The organism is Pseudomonas sp. 37 R 15, assembly GCF_900004865.1.
GTDB lineage: Bacteria > Pseudomonadota > Gammaproteobacteria > Pseudomonadales > Pseudomonadaceae > Aquipseudomonas > Aquipseudomonas fluorescens_AM.
The window spans coordinates 138,450-154,100 of the sequence record NZ_CVTV01000008.1 but is presented as its reverse complement, the minus strand read 5'-3'; the positions used below and the strand labels follow the sequence as shown (position 1 = coordinate 154,100).

13 protein-coding genes and 1 pseudogene are annotated in these 15,651 nt (G+C 60.1%); 6 read left to right on the top strand and 8 right to left on the bottom strand.

Features of this window, described 5'->3' with window-relative positions; translation table 11 throughout:
• The 3 genes and pseudogenes from BFQ04_RS01225 to BFQ04_RS01215 form a co-directional block, all read right to left on the bottom strand.
• A pseudogene (locus tag BFQ04_RS01225) lies at positions 1-1,164 on the bottom strand (type IV secretion protein Rhs); the annotation flags it as partial.
• A 197-nt stretch (positions 1,165-1,361) separates the two neighbouring features.
• Positions 1,362-2,843, bottom strand: a complete 1,482-nt coding sequence (locus tag BFQ04_RS01220; protein ID WP_065949218.1) for a methyl-accepting chemotaxis protein — start codon at positions 2,841-2,843, stop codon at positions 1,362-1,364.
• 95 nt (positions 2,844-2,938) lie between these two features.
• Positions 2,939-3,745, bottom strand: coding sequence for a TatD family hydrolase (locus BFQ04_RS01215; protein WP_065949206.1), 807 nt, complete (start codon positions 3,743-3,745; stop codon positions 2,939-2,941).
• Positions 3,746-3,981: 236 nt separating this feature from the next.
• Here BFQ04_RS01215 and BFQ04_RS01210 point away from each other — a divergent pair, with 236 nt between their 5' ends.
• The 3 genes from BFQ04_RS01210 to BFQ04_RS01200 all read left to right on the top strand — a co-directional run bounded on the left by BFQ04_RS01210 (position 3,982) and on the right by BFQ04_RS01200 (position 6,506).
• Positions 3,982-5,403, top strand: coding sequence for a transglycosylase SLT domain-containing protein (locus tag BFQ04_RS01210; RefSeq protein WP_065949205.1), 1,422 nt, complete (start codon positions 3,982-3,984; stop codon positions 5,401-5,403).
• 104 nt (positions 5,404-5,507) lie between these two features.
• Positions 5,508-5,942 (top strand): DoxX family protein, encoded by a 435-nt coding sequence (locus BFQ04_RS01205; RefSeq protein WP_065949204.1) that lies wholly within the window; start codon positions 5,508-5,510, stop codon positions 5,940-5,942.
• 255 nt (positions 5,943-6,197) lie between these two features.
• The gene (locus BFQ04_RS01200; protein WP_065949203.1) at positions 6,198-6,506 is read left to right on the top strand and encodes a hypothetical protein; all 309 of its coding nucleotides are present in this window, start codon (positions 6,198-6,200) and stop codon (positions 6,504-6,506) included.
• Positions 6,507-6,523: 17 nt separating this feature from the next.
• Here BFQ04_RS01200 and BFQ04_RS01195 read toward each other — a convergent pair whose 3' ends face one another.
• Genes BFQ04_RS01195 through BFQ04_RS01185 form a run of 3 tightly spaced genes read right to left on the bottom strand, consistent with a single transcriptional unit; the run spans position 6,524 to position 9,924 of the window.
• Entirely contained in the window at positions 6,524-8,263 is a 1,740-nt protein-coding gene (locus BFQ04_RS01195; protein WP_065949202.1) for a Gldg family protein, read from the bottom strand.
• A gap of 12 nt (positions 8,264-8,275) precedes the next feature.
• Positions 8,276-9,001 carry an ABC transporter permease gene (locus tag BFQ04_RS01190; protein ID WP_065949201.1) on the bottom strand — a complete coding sequence of 242 codons (726 nt, stop codon included), beginning with the start codon at positions 8,999-9,001 and terminating at the stop codon, positions 8,276-8,278.
• Positions 8,998-9,924 (bottom strand): ABC transporter ATP-binding protein, encoded by a 927-nt coding sequence (locus BFQ04_RS01185; RefSeq protein ID WP_065949200.1) that lies wholly within the window; start codon positions 9,922-9,924, stop codon positions 8,998-9,000. The genes BFQ04_RS01190 and BFQ04_RS01185 overlap by 4 nt, the downstream gene beginning before the upstream one ends.
• Positions 9,925-10,162: 238 nt before the next feature.
• Between BFQ04_RS01185 and BFQ04_RS01180 the strand changes: the two genes are divergently transcribed.
• Together BFQ04_RS01180 and greB are read left to right on the top strand one after the other, a co-directional pair.
• Positions 10,163-11,167 carry a hypothetical protein gene (locus BFQ04_RS01180; RefSeq protein ID WP_065949199.1) on the top strand — a complete coding sequence of 335 codons (1,005 nt, stop codon included), beginning with the start codon at positions 10,163-10,165 and terminating at the stop codon, positions 11,165-11,167.
• 119 nt (positions 11,168-11,286) lie between these two features.
• Positions 11,287-11,760: a transcription elongation factor GreB gene (greB, locus tag BFQ04_RS01175; protein ID WP_065892558.1), complete on the top strand. Its 474-nt coding sequence runs from the start codon at positions 11,287-11,289 to the stop codon at positions 11,758-11,760.
• Between the two features lie 39 nt (positions 11,761-11,799).
• Here the strand turns inward: greB and BFQ04_RS01170 are convergent, their stop codons facing one another.
• Together BFQ04_RS01170 and BFQ04_RS01165 are read right to left on the bottom strand one after the other, a co-directional pair.
• Positions 11,800-14,310 (bottom strand): ABC transporter permease, encoded by a 2,511-nt coding sequence (locus tag BFQ04_RS01170; protein ID WP_065949198.1) that lies wholly within the window; start codon positions 14,308-14,310, stop codon positions 11,800-11,802.
• A complete protein-coding gene (locus BFQ04_RS01165; RefSeq protein WP_065885127.1) occupies positions 14,310-14,993 on the bottom strand; it encodes an ABC transporter ATP-binding protein in 684 nt (227 codons plus the stop codon). The genes BFQ04_RS01170 and BFQ04_RS01165 overlap by 1 nt, the downstream gene beginning before the upstream one ends.
• A gap of 10 nt (positions 14,994-15,003) precedes the next feature.
• Between BFQ04_RS01165 and BFQ04_RS01160 the strand changes: the two genes are divergently transcribed.
• Positions 15,004-15,609 (top strand): arylesterase, encoded by a 606-nt coding sequence (locus BFQ04_RS01160; protein WP_065949197.1) that lies wholly within the window; start codon positions 15,004-15,006, stop codon positions 15,607-15,609.
• The last annotated feature ends 42 nt before the right edge of the window (positions 15,610-15,651 follow it).

Here is a 15,651-nt window from a genome sequence, read left to right as displayed (position 1 = left end):
CTTGCTGCGCACCATCGGCACCGGGTTCGAAACCAGATGCTCGCCAGCCTGCAACGGCGCCACCGGCACCGCCTTGACCGGCGTCGCCGCACTGCCCAGCAGCAACGGCTTTGCCGTCTCCACATGCGGCCCCAACCCAGGCCCAGGCACCTGCCTGGCCAGCAACTCCAGTAACGCCCGCGCCCGGCCGGATTTAATAGAACTCAACACCTGAGCCCCCAACCGAAGCTGCACCCCCATCCCCCGCGTAGCCCATAGCAGCAGCAGGTTGATCAAGACTTCGCCGGTGATCTCACCCAACAGTTCGTACATCTCGGGCGGCGGCAGCAGGCGTATCCAGCTGACCATCGCCGACAAATAGATAAACAACAGCGGCTCATCACTGAGCACCAGCAAGCCCTGGGCGAGTGTGTCCTTGCCCAGTTTCAGCAGTTCATCGAGTTCGGCTTGGGAGAGGTACTGCAGCAGCTTCTCGCTGTTGGACTTGAGGTTCGCCAACAGGTCGTACAGCTCGGTGATGTTGTCCCACAGGTTGTAAAACGCCTGGCCAATCCCGCTTGCAAAGGCCGCGCCCTGTTTCGCGCTGCGCTTGAAGGGTAGGGCTTTGGCAAAGTCTGCCCATTGAGGCTCGAAGCGCTCGTGCCATTGCTTGCGCAGGTCCGCTTCCAGCCCGGCAATCACCGACTGGTAGGACGCATACAGCGCCTTGACGTGATCTTTGGAGACATTGGGGTAGAAAGTGACTCGGTACTGCTGGTCGCGAGTACATTCGGGCACTTCAAGCATGCCGCTGGGGCCGATGGTGCGGTGCAGCGGCGCGCCAATGGGCGTGCCGTCCTGGGCGATGGCTTGCAGCGTCACCGGCGTGTTGCCGATGGGGACGAAGCGGGTGCTCTCGAACAGGTGCACCAGGGTCAGCCCACCCTGGGCCTTGCATTGAGCGACTGTGCGACTGGGCGTGTCGGAAGAGATCGGCGCCACCAGTGCGACGTCATCCCCGACCTTGAACACCTGCTCGACTTCCAGAGCCGAGCCACTGAAAAAGCTGTCGGCCCACGCGTCGAAGGTGTTCAGGCAATTGCGCAAATCCCCAAGCACACGTTCAACGTCCGGCGCTGTGGGGTCCATGGGCGCCAGGACGAAGCTGGCTATCACCGGAATCAAAAGACGGCCCCGACAACCGGAGCCCTAACGAAAAAAACCATCTGCACTCCTTCGCACTGACTAATCAGGCGAGGGACTTTGCAGCGGTTTGCGGGGCGGGGGAGTAGAGCTTATCTGGCAGTTACGTAGGAAGTTTCGTTTTGACCTCAAGTACTCTGAAACATGGCTGTAGGAGTCGGATTACGGGCTGATCGGTCCTACAGCTTCAACTGCCCAATCGCCTTACTCAGCTCTCCCGCCAGTGTCGCCAGTTCGTTGCTGGTGGTCGCTGAGTCGACGGTCTGCTGCACGGTATTCTCGGTCACATCACGAATGCTCACCACGGCGCGGTTCATCTCTTCGGCGACATGGCTCTGCTGTTCGGCGGCCACCGCAATCTGGGTGTTGCTCTCGCGCATCTGCGCCACGGCGCCGGTGATTTCGGCGAGCGCGGCGCCGGCTTCCTGGGCCTGCTGCACGCAGTCATCGGCCTTGAACGAGCTTTCCTGCATGAAGTCCACCGCGTCGCGGGTGCCGGCTTGCAGCGCCGAGACCATGCGGGTGATTTCGTCGGTGGAGCTCTGCACGCGTTTGGCCAGGTTGCGCACTTCGTCGGCGACTACCGCAAAGCCACGGCCCATTTCGCCAGCGCGGGCAGCTTCGATGGCGGCGTTGAGGGCGAGCAAATTGGTCTGTTCGGCGATGCTGTGGATCACCCCGACCACACCGTTGATTTTCTGGCTGTCTTCGGCGAGTTTCTGGATCATCTCAGCGGTCTGTTGCACACCGCTGGACAGCCCGGCGATTGAACGTTGCACGCGTGTGACCACTTCCTGGCCGCTGCCGGCGAGGGTATCGGCGGTTTGCGAGAGGTCGCGGGTGGCCCCGGCGTGCTGGGCAATATGGTGGACGGTGGCGGTCATTTCGTTGATCGCCGTGGCGGCCTGGTCGGTCTCGCTCTGCTGGCCGAGCATGCCGTGCTGCACCTCGTTCATGCTGCTGGCCAGGCGTGCGGCGCCCTCGTCCAATTGCCTGGCGGTCCGCGCCACGGTGTTGACCACCCGTTGGTAGCCGGCTTGCATGGCATTGAAGGCGCTGGCCATCTGCCCGACTTCATCCTTGCAAGCCAGGGGCACGCGGGCGGACAGGTCGCCGCTCTTTTCTACATGCAGCATCACGTCCTTGAGGGTGTTGAGCTGGCTGAGCAGGAAGCGGATCAGCAGTTGCGAGGCGCCGAGCATCGCGAGCATCAGGATCGCAACCGCCACCGCATAGTTGACGAAGCGTTCGCCGAACACTTGGCGCAGGCTTGGCGCGTAAGCAAGTACGGCGACCTGTTGTCCGTCGGCACGGCGGATGACCTCTGCGCCTATCAGCGGGTTTACGCCGAACAACGGCAGGTGACTGAGTTCGACCCAGCCGCTGGCGCCTTGCAAGATGGACAGATCCTGGCCTGCCCGTTGTGGCGCTTGGTCGCCGGTAAAGGTCAGCCAGTTCTCGCCAGTGGGGAGTGTCTTGTCGGTCGGCCAGGCGTTGAGCACCTGCGCCTGGGCCCTGGCCGAAACCTGGGACGCCTGGCTGCGGGCCTGTTGTTCGAGCTGCACGGCATACAGCACCAGCAGCAGGGTGGTGATGAAAGCCACCGCGTTGACGGCCCAGAATTTGTACTTCAGCGAGATATTGCTAAGCCAGGCACCCATGGAGGTTTTCTCTGATAGCGGAAACAGCATTGGCAAGGTGCCATTATTGTGCCGCTGCTCAGGAAAGGCTTTTTGACATGGGTCAATGCGCCGCATCACTCCACGGCAGGTAAGCCGAAGAAAGCGCGGGCACAGGCGGTACTGTGCGTCGCCAGGTCTTCCAGCGTTTCATGGCGATGCAGGGCAACTTCGCGCAGTACTTCGGTGAGGAAGGCGGGCTCATTGCGGCCGTTCTTCGGCTTGGGGCGCAGCGTGCGTGGCAGCAGGTAGGGCGCATCACTTTCCAGCATCAGACGGCCGCGGGGAATCTCTCTGACTAATGGGTGCAGATGCGTCCCACGCCGCTCATCGCAGATCCAGCCGGTGATACCAATGTGCAGATCAAGGTCGAGGTAGCTGAAAAGCGCCTGTTGTTCGCCAGTAAAGCAATGCACCACGGCGGCGGGCACGTGGTCACGGTAATCCTTGAGGATCTCCAACAGGCGCTGGTTGGCGTCGCGCTCGTGAAGGAATACCGGCAGTTTCAGTTCGACAGCCAGGGCCAGGTGTTCCTCGAGGACTTTTTCTTGCTGCGGACGCGGCGAAAAGTCCCGGTTGAAATCCAGTCCGCACTCGCCGACGGCACGCACACGCGCTTGGTTGAGCAAGTCGCGTAGACGCTGGGCGCTGTCGCTGCTCCAGGTGCTGGCGGAGTGGGGGTGGATGCCGGCGGTGCTGAACAGGCGTTGCCCACTTCCATCGAGGCTTGTGCACAGCGCCATGGCCTGCTCGCTGCCTTCGACACTGGTGCCGGTGAGCACCAATTGTTGCACGCCGGCGGCGTAGGCCCGCTCGAGAACGGCCGAGTGCCTCTCGTCGAAACTGGGGTTGGTCAGGTTGACGCCGATATCAATGAGTTGCATGGTGCTACCTCCGCCTGCGGCCGGAAAGCATATCAGAGCTGTAGATTTATAAGAAAAACGAAGAACTACAACGCGTTATAGCTGTCTTTGAACGTCGCCAGCGACATTGTGGCGGGCCCTTTGCCTCTCACCCTGTCGCCGTTGCACGCCTTGCCAGCGCATAAAGCGCTCTGTTTCTGACGCCCAACACCTGGTTTTTGACGAAGGCGTTGGCCAGTATTCTTTCCGGAGAGCGGATGATCCGACCCTCGGCGTTGCTTATGATGTGCGTGACGTTACTGCTGCCCATGGCGGCGGTCGCGCGTCTGGATGGGCCGCTGGAAGTGACCAAGCCCGGCAAGGTCCGTGACCTGGCAGAAATTCGCTCCAGTCGTACCCTGCGTGTGTTGGTCAACCAGAGCCGTAACAGCTCAGGTGAAGTGCAGGGCCAGGCCATCGGTGTCGAATACCATCGCCTGCGTGCTTTCGAGCAATACCTCAATGGCCGTGCCCGCGATGGGCAGGCGATCAACCTCAAGATCATTCCCAGGGCCAAGGACCAGTTGCTTGGCGCGCTGGCTCGTGGCGAAGGCGACCTGGTGGCCCCCGGCGAACTGCTGGACGTGAAGGCCGCGCACAAGATCAGCAGCAGTGACCCGATCGCCAGCGACGTGCCGTTGTGGCTGGTCGGCGTCAAGGGTGAGCGGCGGTTTACCAGGTTGGAGCAGTTGTCGGGCCGTACCCTGGCATTGACCACCGGCAGTGCGGCGGCCGATGCGATCAGCCAGGTCAACCAGAAACTGGCCCTGCACAAGCGCCCGCCGATCAAGGTGGAATGGGTCGACCCGAGCCTGGCGGTGGAAGACGTGCTGGAGATGGTGCAGGCCGGGATCTTTCACCTGACCATCGTTGAAAAACCGATTGCCGAGCGCTGGTCGAAAATCCTGCCCAAGTTGCGTTTTGACAAGCAGGTGGTCATCAGCGAGCCGGGCGACGAGTACTGGTTCGTGCGCCAGGATGCTTCGATGCTGCGAGCGAGCATCGATCGTTTCCTCAAGACTTACCACACCCCTTCCGATCAGGATGTGGCGTTCCAGCGTATCTATCGACGTCTTTACCAGGTGCGCAACCCGTTGGCCCGCGCCGACCGTCAACGCCTGGAAAAACTGCGCCCGGTCCTGCAAAAGCATGCGCGCGAGCAGGGCATGGACTGGTTGAACCTGGCCGCGCTGGCCTTCAAGGAGTCTGCGCTGGACCCTGGCGCACGCAACAGCGGTGGCCCTACCGGTTTGATGCAGATCACGCCCTCGGCGGCGCAACGGGTGGGCGTGAACAATATCGAGAATCTGGACAGTAATGTGCAGGCAGGCGCGCGCTACCTGGCCATGATCCGTCGCAAGTTCTTCGCCAGCCCCAAGCTCAATGAGCGTGAACGCATGGCCTTTGTGCTGGCGGCGTATAACATGGGCCCGGAGCGGGTGCAGGGCATGCGCACCGAAGCCAGGCGCCGGGGGCTCAACCCCAATCAGTGGTTCTTTCAGGTTGAACGCATTGCCATGGAGCAGGTAGGGATGGGCGGCGTCAGCTATGTTAATAGCGTCAACAAGTACTATCTGGCGTTCGACCGGGAGCGAGAGTCCCTGGAGCCGTCTGTGCCGAAAGTCGCGTCGCGTAAATAATCGAATTTACCGATGTTGATAACGCATTTTTTCGGCTTTTATCATTGTTTAAACTGATTAATATGGCGGCCAACCAACCCCTACCTGAAAAAGGATTTACCCTCATGAGCCCATTGATTACTCGTGTCCTGTCCACTCGCGCAGGTTTCGGCCTGACTGTTCTGCGCATCTTCGTCGGTATCATCTTTGCTGCCCACGGCTCGCAAAAACTCTTCGGCTGGTTCGGCGGTGGTGGTCTGGCTGGCACTGCCCAATGGATGGAAAGCATCGGTCTGGCGCCGGGCACCCTGATGGCAGTGTTGTCCGGCGGCACCGAGTTCTTTGCCGGCCTGGCGCTGATCATTGGCCTGCTCGCACGTCCTGCGGCACTGGGCCTGACCTTCCTGTCGCTGGTGGCGATCTTTTCGGTGCACATTCATAACGGGCTGTTCATGGCCAACAATGGCTATGAGTTTGCACTGGCGCTGCTTGGCGGCTCGCTGGCGGTACTGTTCGAAGGTGCCGGCAGACTGTCGGCTGACCGCGCCATCGCCAACTGACCGTTTCGCCAGGCACCAGGGCCCGCCACGTGCGGGCCTTTTCGTTGCTCGGGATTCTTGACACTGCCCCGCCAGCTTCTCTAGGATGCTGCTCATGCGCCGATTTAAACAGCTAATTGCGGGGCGCCACTGGGCTCGATGCAGTCCGACAGAACCATGCACTGATCAGCAGGCACGGGTCGAAATACCGCTAAAGCGCTGGTTCGGTGTTGCCTCTCACCTGCCCGCAGACTTTTGAGGCAGAGACACGACACGATGAATGCACTACGCCCCCTGATACGCCTGGCCCCGATCACTGCGGACCTGACTCAGCGCAACCCGAAAATCCTCTTGGGCGGCAAGCACCAGCCGACGCTGCTGCGCTACCTCGATGGCTGGCCGCGTCGCACCGGGCGGCCTTCGGCGTTTCTGATCCAGTTCGTGGAAGACGGCGACTCCCTGACGCGTTTCGCCAGTAACAGCTTTGATCTCGCGGTGATCCAGGCACCGAGTGCAGGCAATGCCGAAGAGGTGATTCGCCAACTGACCCGGATTGCCCGGCAAGGGTTGATTGCCCGTCGCTGATTCCCGCCGCAAAGTGATCAGCTATAGGCCACTGGCGAACATCGGCGTCGACGCAGGCAGCGATACCGTAGCCAGGCTATCAGGCACAGCATCAGTGGTACCGTCGCGATCATCAGCAGCTTTATGTTGCGTTCGAAGCGGTTCAACGGCGCATACGCCTGCGCCTTGAGGGCGTGCAGTTCCATGGGCAGGCGCAGGCGCTCCTTGTTGAGCGCCTGCAATTGGGTATTGGTGTCCACAACCTGGGTGGCCAGGCCTGTGGCCTTTGGATTCAACCGTTGCCACGCTTGTTCGGTACGCTCAAGGCGACGTTCCAGTTCCGCTGCCTTTTCCCGATAGGCCTGTGCAGCAGCTTCGCGCATGGGTTCCAGGGTGGTGAACGAACGCGACGTGATGTGCGGGCGTATATTGGCAAGTGATGCGGGAGCCGCCAGGTTATCCAGCGTATTCAGTACGAACTGTATGTTGTTGTTGGCCGTTGCCTGGCTGACAGCGTCGGCGAGTAAATCGGTATCGGCAACCACCACGACTTCGATCCGGGCAGCTTTTTGCAGGCCCGGCGGCTGTCCGCTGAAACCGTCAGGAAATGTCGAATAGGCCGGCCCCTCGAGACGCGCGGCGATCACCTGGCGCTGGCCTGAAGTGGAGGCTTCGTCAATCAGCGCATCGAACTGCGTCGCTGAAGCGAAACGCTCGGCGTCCAGCAGCGCAGACTGCCGAGAGCTTTGCAGCAGCGGGGTGAACGTCGTCCGGTTTTTTCGGGTACGCAAGAGCGCGCCACTGCTTGATACGCTCAGGCTATTGAGTTTCCAGGTGCTGATATCGTGAGCATTCATCGCTTGTCGTGGCAGTTTCAACCTGGCTGGGTGCAATACGGTGGGCATGCCTGGGCCGAGCGTTGCCGACGAGGCGTACAGGCTGTCAACCAGCAGCTTGTTGGCGGGTATGCGTATGCCCCAGGCGGTCAACATGTCATCGAGCTTGGAATCGACCGATACGGCTTCAGACCCCATCTCGCTGACCGGGTCGATGAAGATCATCAGCTTGCCGCCCCTGAAGACAAACTGTTCGATGGCGTAAAGCGCTTGTTCGGCCAGCGCCCTTGGTTGCACGACCATCAAGCTACCTATCGAGGCAGGCACCCGGGAGATGTTGGAGGCCAACTCTGTCAGGTTGAAATGCCCGCGCATCTGCTCCATCAGTTGGCTGGCGGACTCATTCAACGGCAGCCCGGACAGCAGGGCGACGCTGGACGGTTGAGGGTGCATCAACCTATAGATCAGTTGGCTGATTTGATACTCAAGCAGCGGTTCGTCGACAGGGTTGAACGCATCGATGCGTTGCATACCTTGGCCGGCACGCGTGCCTATAAGGCCAAGGAATCCGTGTGTGTCATCCAGGCCGAACAAGCTGGCTTTGTAGGCATCTTCGGAAAAGGGGGCCGGATCAATAATGTGCAGATTGATCATGCCGTTGGCGGCTGCTTCGAACTCCTGGAGCAAATCCTCTACGCGTTGGCCGAAGCGTTTGACGCTTCGGCTTTTTTTCGGGGCTGTGAGCGAGTTGAAGTAATACAAGTCCAGTGGGCTTTCAAGCGTCGCGAGCAGCTGCTGCGTCGAAGGTGACAACGTATGAATTTTCTGTTGTGAAAAGTCCCAGCGGATATCGGGTAGTTTGTTTAGCCAGACCAGATTGAATGCCAGGAACAGTAATGATATGACGGTCAACGTCATACCCATACGAAGAGCGGATCGCATCAGCGACTTTCCTTAGCTGTTTTTATAGTTGAGTGTCACGATGGTTGCAGAAAGGAAGGCAACGATCATGCTGACAAAATATAAACCGTCATGCAGTGTTATTTTGCCGTTGTCCATTGAACCGAAGCGGGAGATCGGGTCAAGTTTCATGAGGCTGTCAACTATCCAGATCGGCGCTTGATGTTCAAGTGCATCCAGGATTGAAGAAAGCCCGCTGATGGTCAGCAGCAAACCCATCGTGAGTAGGAAAATAATAATCCGCTGGTGCGTGAGTGCACATATAAAGCAACCGACAGACAGGTAACTTCCCGCCAGTAGCCAACTTGCCAGAAATTGTGATGCGATCACCCCGTTGTCGGGTGTTCCAAGATAATGGGCGGCCACCACGATAGGAAAATTCAACAACAGAGCCACACTGCATACAACCCAGGCTGCGAGGAATTTTCCGATCACGCGTTCTGCCGAGGTGAGGGGCAGGGTTTTCATCATGTCGGAAAAGCCGATGTTGCGTTCATCACACCACAGTTGCATCGATAAGCTGGGTATCAACAGCAGGTAGAGCCAGGGGTGCAGTTCGAAAAAAGCCTGCAAGTCATTGCTGTCGCGCTCCATCCAGCGATGGGTATGCAACCCCAGCGCCGTACATAGCACCAGGAAAAACGCCACGCTCAGGTAGGTGTGGGGGGTACAGGCATAGCTGGCGAGTTGGCGTTTGAATATCAGGGGCAGCAGTTTCAAGAGGATACCTCGTGGCTCAGATGGTGAACGACATCGTTCAGGCGACCAGGCTCCAGATGCAGTGACGTGATGTTCCAGCCGCGATGGGTGATGAGTGAATTGATGGCGGGGAAGATGGCGTGCCCGGGCATGGCCAGAACCGTCACTTTTCCTGGGCTTTGACGGTCTTCTTCGATGCCGGCAACTCCGGGCAATACGGCAAGGGCGAGTAAATCCAGGGGCGGATCCGCTGCGAGCGTCACCGCTTGGAAGTGCCGGGAGCTGCGCTGCAAGTCCGCCAGCGAAGAGTCGGCAATCAGCCGCCCGCCTGCGATTACCAAGGCACGGGTGCAAATCTCGGACAGCGCGTCGTAATGGCGGGAGGCGATGATGATGCTCATTTCTTCGGCCAGGGACTGAACAAGCACCCTGAATTTGAGCCGTTGCTCGGCGTTCAGCCCTTCGGTGGGCTCGTCCAGCAGGAGGACGCTGGGGGAGTGCAAAATGGCTTGTGCAATTGCGACTCTGCGCTTCAAGTCAAGGCTGAGCCTATCGATAGGGCAGTTGAGTACGGGGTGTAGCTCCAGTCGCGTGGCGACCCGGTCCACCTGCCGGCGTTTTTCGGCACCCCTGAACCCTCGAGCGGCGGCAACAAAGTTGAGGATATTTTTGACCGACAGCGTGTGATGGGTTATGCCCCCCTGGAGCTGGTAACCGACGGCTTGCCTGGCGAGAATTGAATGGGTTTGGGTACTCAGACTCTGAATGCTGATGTGCCCACTGGTGGGCCTGGTCATGCCGGAAATCAAATTCAGCAACATTGTTTTACCGGCGCCATGCTCTCCAAGCAATCCCACGCATTCATGGCGTTGGGCACAGAACGAAAAGTCGCTTATCACGCTTTTTTTGCCCAGGTACTTTGTCAGGTTGCTGACTTCTATCATAGGTTTACCGAATCAATTGGGCGGTGCCTGAAGAAGGTTTCGTTGGTGGTGTCGGTGCGTTAAAAAGATTACGTTCAATACCTGCTCTTGGGAACGCTGGGTTCACTTAATAAGTAAAGTCCTACGTTTGAATTGATAATGCGCTGAAACAATTGTGTTGTTCTGAGTACTTAATAATGGTCGGATATTTGTCTGATATTTATATAAGGTTTTCTTTTTGCAATGAGGCCTGACTGCCATGATGCTTCTACGTACCCTTGTTCTTGAGCGCAGCGGGGAGGATGCTCCCGTCAACGGCGCACTGTTGTGTGGCTTTGCGGTCGAACAGACATCCTCCAACTTCCTGGTGTATAGCCTGGATGAAGAAGCCGAACCTGGTCATTCCAGGGTGTATATCGCCGCCTTGCGCAAAAAGCTCGAACGGTACTTTCTTGGCGGGATTGAGTCCAAAGAGGACTTGCAAGTAGCGATGCAAGTCTTTAAGCAAATTCTGATGATGGCGGCGGCATCCGGCAATAAGGAAAATGCCGTCACCGAGTCTCAGATCCCGTTTCACTTCATTGATCTGAAAGGCTGCAGATTGCCGCCTGCCAGGCCCGAAGATCATCACTCAGTGATCGTCAAAAAAGCGCTGGTGATGAAGGTGATTACATTGGGTATGTCCGCCCCCGCTGCGCCTGCCATCGAAAGCAGCGCGGTCATCGTGCCGTCGATCCGCTTCTCATCGCAAATGGTTGCACCGCCGCGGGGCAAGAGTCAGCCGGAGCCCGTGCCGACGCCTGTGGATGAAGTGTTAGTTGAAGAGCCGCCTCATTTGCCGGTCACGGTACCCGAGGTGCCGCGCGAGCCCGTCGAATCCAGCGCGCCGATCGCTCAGGCAGAGCCCATCGAAATGCCGTCGCAACCCCACTCTCCAAAGGAGAAGACCTCCATTCTCGAGATAGACAGCACGCTGAGCAATCTGGCCAGGGTTGCCCAGGAACTCACACAGAAAAAACAGGCGGTCATTGAGCGCGAAGAGATGCTCGAACAGTGGCAGGCTCGACTGCAGCAACAGCAGAATCAGCAGGATGAAAGAAGCCGAGCGTTGGACCAGCACCATTCGCGCCTGCAGGAACAAGAGCTGGAGGTGAGCCAAAGGACCGAAAAAATGGTGCTGATGATGTCGCAGTTATCGCTGATGCGACAACGCCTGCAAGGCACGCTCGTTGAACTGGACCAGGTCCTCGACGGGCAGGGCTGAGTCACTGTCGGGCTGGCTACTTTGCGTCGTTGATTTATGATCGATCCCCGCCAGCCGACGCCAGGGTATGATGCCGTGGTCTGTCGACACTATTGGACATTGCCTGGGGATGTACGCGTTTGAGTACCAAGCTGATTACCAAAGAAGGCCATGAAGCGCTGAAAAAAGAGCTGGATTACCTTTGGCGTGAAAAGCGCCCGGACACCACGCGCAAGGTGACGTGGGCAGCCTCCCTGGGAGATCGCAGCGAAAACGCGGATTACCAGTACAACAAGAAGCTGTTGCGTGAGATCGATCGGCGGGTGCGCTACCTGCGCAAACGTCTGGAAGATATGCGCGTGGTGGAATACATGCCCGAGCAGGAGGGCAAGGTGTTTTTTGGTGCGTGGGTCGATGTCGAAAACGAGCAGGGCGAGACCAAGCGTTTTCGCATTGTGGGTTATGACGAGATCTACGACCGGATGGATTACATTTCTATCGACTCCCCCATGGCACGTGCACTGCTGCGCAAAGAGGTGGACGATGAAGCCATCGTACAGACCCCCGGCGGTGAGGTGTGCTGGTGGATTACCCGGATTGAATATGTGAAATAGCAACTGAGGGCCCTTGCTGGAGCAAGGGCCTTCAGCGTTTCAGCCCTCGCGCAGTACCGTCAGCGGGCTGGCGTTGAGCGCACGACGCGTGCCGAACACCCCGGCGGCACCGATCAGCGCCGCACCGATCACCGGCAACAGCAATAGCCAGGGGTGAGGGTGCCAGGTCAGGTCAAAGGCGTAGCGGTACAGCGCCCAGGTCACCAGTTCCGTGCCCAGTGCCGCCAGCAAACCACTGACCGCCCCCAGCAGGCCGAACTCGATGCGCCGGGCCTTGACCAGCAGCCTGCGCTCGGCGCCCAGCGCACGCAGCAGCGCACCTTGGCGGATCCGCTCATCCAACGTGGCCTGCAAGCCGGAAAACAGCACGGCCATGCCCGCAGCGAGCACGAACAGCAGCACGTATTCCACCGCCAGCGTCACCTGGGCAAGGATGCTGCGCAGCTGTTCCAGCAGCGCCTCGACCTGCAGGATAGTGACCGCCGGGAAGGCTCGGGACAGGTCGACGATCTGCTGGTCATGCCCGGGCGCCAGGTAGAAGCTGGTCAGGTAGGTGGTCGGCAAATCCTTCAAGGTGCCCGGTTGGAAGATCATGAAGAAGTTGGGCTGGAAGTTGTCCCAGTTGATGGTCCGAAGGCTGGTGACTCGTGCCTCGCGATTCTCCCCGCCGATTGTGAAGACCAGATGGTCGTTGAGCTTGAGTTTCAGGCTTTCAGCCACCTTGGCTTCCACCGAGACCCCAGGCATGCCATCGCCCGGTTGCGCCGTCCACCAGGTGCCCGCCGTCAGTACGTTACCCTGGGGTAAATCGGCGGCCCAGGTCAGGCTCAAGTCCCGTTGCACCGCGCGATCACCGCTGGAGTCCTTGCTGACGATCTCTTGTACGGGCTCGCCGTTGATGCTGATCAGCCGGCCGGGTACGACGGGATAAAGCGGTGCCGATTGCGCCTGAACTTCCAGAAGACGGGCGCCAAACGCCTCTTTGTCGGCCGGCAGGATATTCAGCGCGAAATAGTTGGGCGCATCCTTGGGCAACTGGTTCTGCCAGGTGTCGAGCAGCTCGCCGCGCAACAGGGCGATCAAGCCCATGGACAGCAGGATCAAGCCAAACGCCAGGGACTGGCCGGCTGCCGCCAATGGGTGGCGCAGCAACTGGCCCAGGCCCAGGCGCCACGGCAGGGAGGCCCGTGCGAGTAACCGGCGCAGGCTTTGCAGTAACAACAGCAGTAAGCCACCGAGGATCAATGCCGCCACCACGCCGCCGCCCAGTAATGCGAAGGTCAACACCAGATCAAGGCTCAGGCGCCACATGATCAGGCCCAGGGCAAAGAGCGCCGCGCCGTAAACCATCCAGGTGCTCGAAGGGATCGGCAGCAGGTCGCGACGCAATACCCGCAATGGCGGCACCCGGCCCAGCGCTGCCAGGGGCGGGAGCGCGAAGCCGGCGAGGGCGACGAGCCCGGTACCGATACCGGCAACGGCCGGCAACAGCCCGCCGGGTGGCACGTCCGCCGGCAACAGATCGTGCAGGAAGTAGAACAGCCCGAATTGTGCGAGCCAGCCGAGGAGGGCGCCGGTCAGGCTCGCCAACAGGCCCAGTACGCTCAGTTGCAGACTGAACAGCAACATGGCTTCGCGGCGTGACAGCCCCAGGCAGCGCAGCAGGGCGCTGGCATCGAAGCGACGACTGGCAAAGCGGTTGGCCGACAGCGCCACGGCCACACCGGCCAGCAATACCGCCACCAGGCTGGCCATATTCAGGTAACGCTCGGCCTTGCCCAGGGCGCCGCCAATCTGTTGGTTGCCATCGCGCGAGTCCTGCAGGCGCTGGTTGGCCGCCAGGCCCGGCTTGACCAGGTCGCGGTAGGTTTGCAGCGACGTACTGCCGGGTGGGGCGCGCCACAGTTCGCGATAGCTTACGCGGCTGCCAGGCTGGAGCACGCCGGTGGCGTCCAGGTCCGCCAGGTTGATCATCACCCTGGGCGTGAGGCTGTAGAAATTGCCGGCGCGGTCGGGTTCATAGGTCAGTATGCGAGCCAGGCGCAGGGTTTTCATGCCGACGTCGATGCTGTCGCCGACCTTCAGGTCCAGTGCTGTCAGCAGCCGTGCTTCCACCCAGGCTTCGCCGGGTTTGGGGCCACCGCCCGGGGTTTCGGCACCAAAGGGCTCCCCCGTACTTTTGAGCTCGCCCCGCAGCGGGTACTGCTCGTTGACCGCCTTGATACTGGAGAGCTGGATGCCGTTGTCGGCCGCAATAACACTGGAGAATTCCACGATGCGCGCATGATCCAGGCCCAGTTCGGTGCCGGATCGGATTTGCTCGGGACGGGCCGGCGAGCTGCCTTCGAGTACCAGGTCCGCGCCCAGGAACTCGGTGGCGCGCAATAGCATGGCGCCGTTGAGGCGTGCGCCGAAATACCCGATAGCAGTGCTGGCGGCCACCGCCACCAGCAGAGCGAAGAACAACACGCGCAATTCGCCAGCGCGGGCATCGCGCAGTAATTGGCGCATGGCAAGACTGAACAGACGTAACAGCGGCAGGCGTGCCATCAAGGCTCCAGGGGCGCGACCATCAGGCCGGCTTCAAGGCGGATCAGGCGTCGGCAGCGATGGGCCAGGCGCTCGTCGTGGGTGACCAATACCAGGGTCGTGCCGCTCTCTTTATTGAGTTCGAACAGCAGGTCGCTGATGCGCTCGCCGGTATGGCTGTCGAGGTTGCCGGTGGGTTCGTCGGCAAACAGCACGTCCGGCTCGGCGGCAAACGCGCGGGCAATCGCCACGCGTTGCTGCTCGCCGCCGGAAAGCTGGCGTGGCGAATGGGTCAGGCGCTTGCCGAGGCCGACGCGCTCGAGCAGGTGCGTGGCGCGCTCGCGGGCATCTTTGCGGCCGTCGAGCTCCAGCGGCAGCATGACGTTTTCCAGCGCATTGAGGCTGTCGAGCAACTGAAAGGACTGGAATACGAAACCCACGTGTTCAGCACGGATACGCGCGCGTTGGTCCTCGTCGAGACTGCTCAGGGCTTGACCTGCCAGGGTGACTTCACCGCTGCTGGGCAGGTCAAGCCCGGCCAGCAGGCCGAGGAGGGTGGATTTGCCGGAACCGGAACTGCCGACGATAGCCAGGCTGTCGCCCTTGTTCAGTTCCAGGCTCAGTTCGTGCAGGATAGTCAGTTCACCTTCCGCGCTGGGAACCACTTTGCTGAGGTTCCGCGCGGTGAGAATACTTGCGCCCATGGAGAATCCGATGCGAATGTGGTTTTTGAGTGCTGGCCTGGCCTTGATGTGCATGGCCCAGAACGCAGCGGCGGGTACAGTCCTGATCGTTGGCGATAGTATCAGTGCCGGTTTCGGCCTGGATACCCGCAAAGGGTGGGTTGCCCTGTTGGAGCAACGGCTCAAGCAGGAGGGTTTTGACGATAAAGTGGTCAATGCGTCGATCAGTGGCGACACCAGTGCCGGGGGCCTGGCGCGGCTGCCGGCGGTACTTGCAGCGCATAAGCCGGAAGTGGTGGTGATCGAGCTGGGCGGCAACGACGGGCTGCGGGGTCAGCCGCCGGCGCAATTGAAACAAAATCTTGCCTCGATGATTCAGGCGTCCCAGGACAGCGGTGCCAAGGTGTTGTTGCTGGGCATGCAGATTCCACCCAACTATGGCAAGCGTTACGTCGACGCGTTCGCCAAGGTGTTCGGCGAGGTGGCAGAGGAAAAAAAGGTGCCTTTGGTGCCGTTTTTCCTGGAGGGAGTGGGTGGGCATCCTGACTTGATGCAAGCGGACGGCCTGCACCCGGCAGTCGCCGCCCAGGGCAAGTTGCTGGAAAATGTCTGGCCGACGCTCAAACCGCTGTTATGACGCTTTTCTACCGGCAGGCTTTCGGCTAAGGTGGCGCCCCCC

What these genes read in the sequence shown, in the direction of transcription:
- BFQ04_RS01220 (WP_065949218.1), bottom strand. Translation starts at nt 2,843, where the DNA reads ATGGGTGCCTGGCTTAGCAATATCTCGCTGAAGTACAAATTCTGGGCC.
- BFQ04_RS01215 (WP_065949206.1), bottom strand. Translation starts at nt 3,745, where the DNA reads ATGCAACTCATTGATATCGGCGTCAACCTGACCAACCCCAGTTTCGAC.
- BFQ04_RS01210 (WP_065949205.1), top strand. Translation starts at nt 3,982, where the DNA reads ATGATCCGACCCTCGGCGTTGCTTATGATGTGCGTGACGTTACTGCTG.
- BFQ04_RS01205 (WP_065949204.1), top strand. Translation starts at nt 5,508, where the DNA reads ATGAGCCCATTGATTACTCGTGTCCTGTCCACTCGCGCAGGTTTCGGC.
- BFQ04_RS01200 (WP_065949203.1), top strand. Translation starts at nt 6,198, where the DNA reads ATGAATGCACTACGCCCCCTGATACGCCTGGCCCCGATCACTGCGGAC.
- BFQ04_RS01195 (WP_065949202.1), bottom strand. Translation starts at nt 8,263, where the DNA reads ATGCGATCCGCTCTTCGTATGGGTATGACGTTGACCGTCATATCATTA.
- BFQ04_RS01185 (WP_065949200.1), bottom strand. Translation starts at nt 9,924, where the DNA reads ATGATAGAAGTCAGCAACCTGACAAAGTACCTGGGCAAAAAAAGCGTG.
- BFQ04_RS01180 (WP_065949199.1), top strand. Translation starts at nt 10,163, where the DNA reads ATGATGCTTCTACGTACCCTTGTTCTTGAGCGCAGCGGGGAGGATGCT.
- BFQ04_RS01170 (WP_065949198.1), bottom strand. Translation starts at nt 14,310, where the DNA reads ATGGCACGCCTGCCGCTGTTACGTCTGTTCAGTCTTGCCATGCGCCAA.
- BFQ04_RS01165 (WP_065885127.1), bottom strand. Translation starts at nt 14,993, where the DNA reads ATGGGCGCAAGTATTCTCACCGCGCGGAACCTCAGCAAAGTGGTTCCC.
- BFQ04_RS01160 (WP_065949197.1), top strand. Translation starts at nt 15,004, where the DNA reads ATGCGAATGTGGTTTTTGAGTGCTGGCCTGGCCTTGATGTGCATGGCC.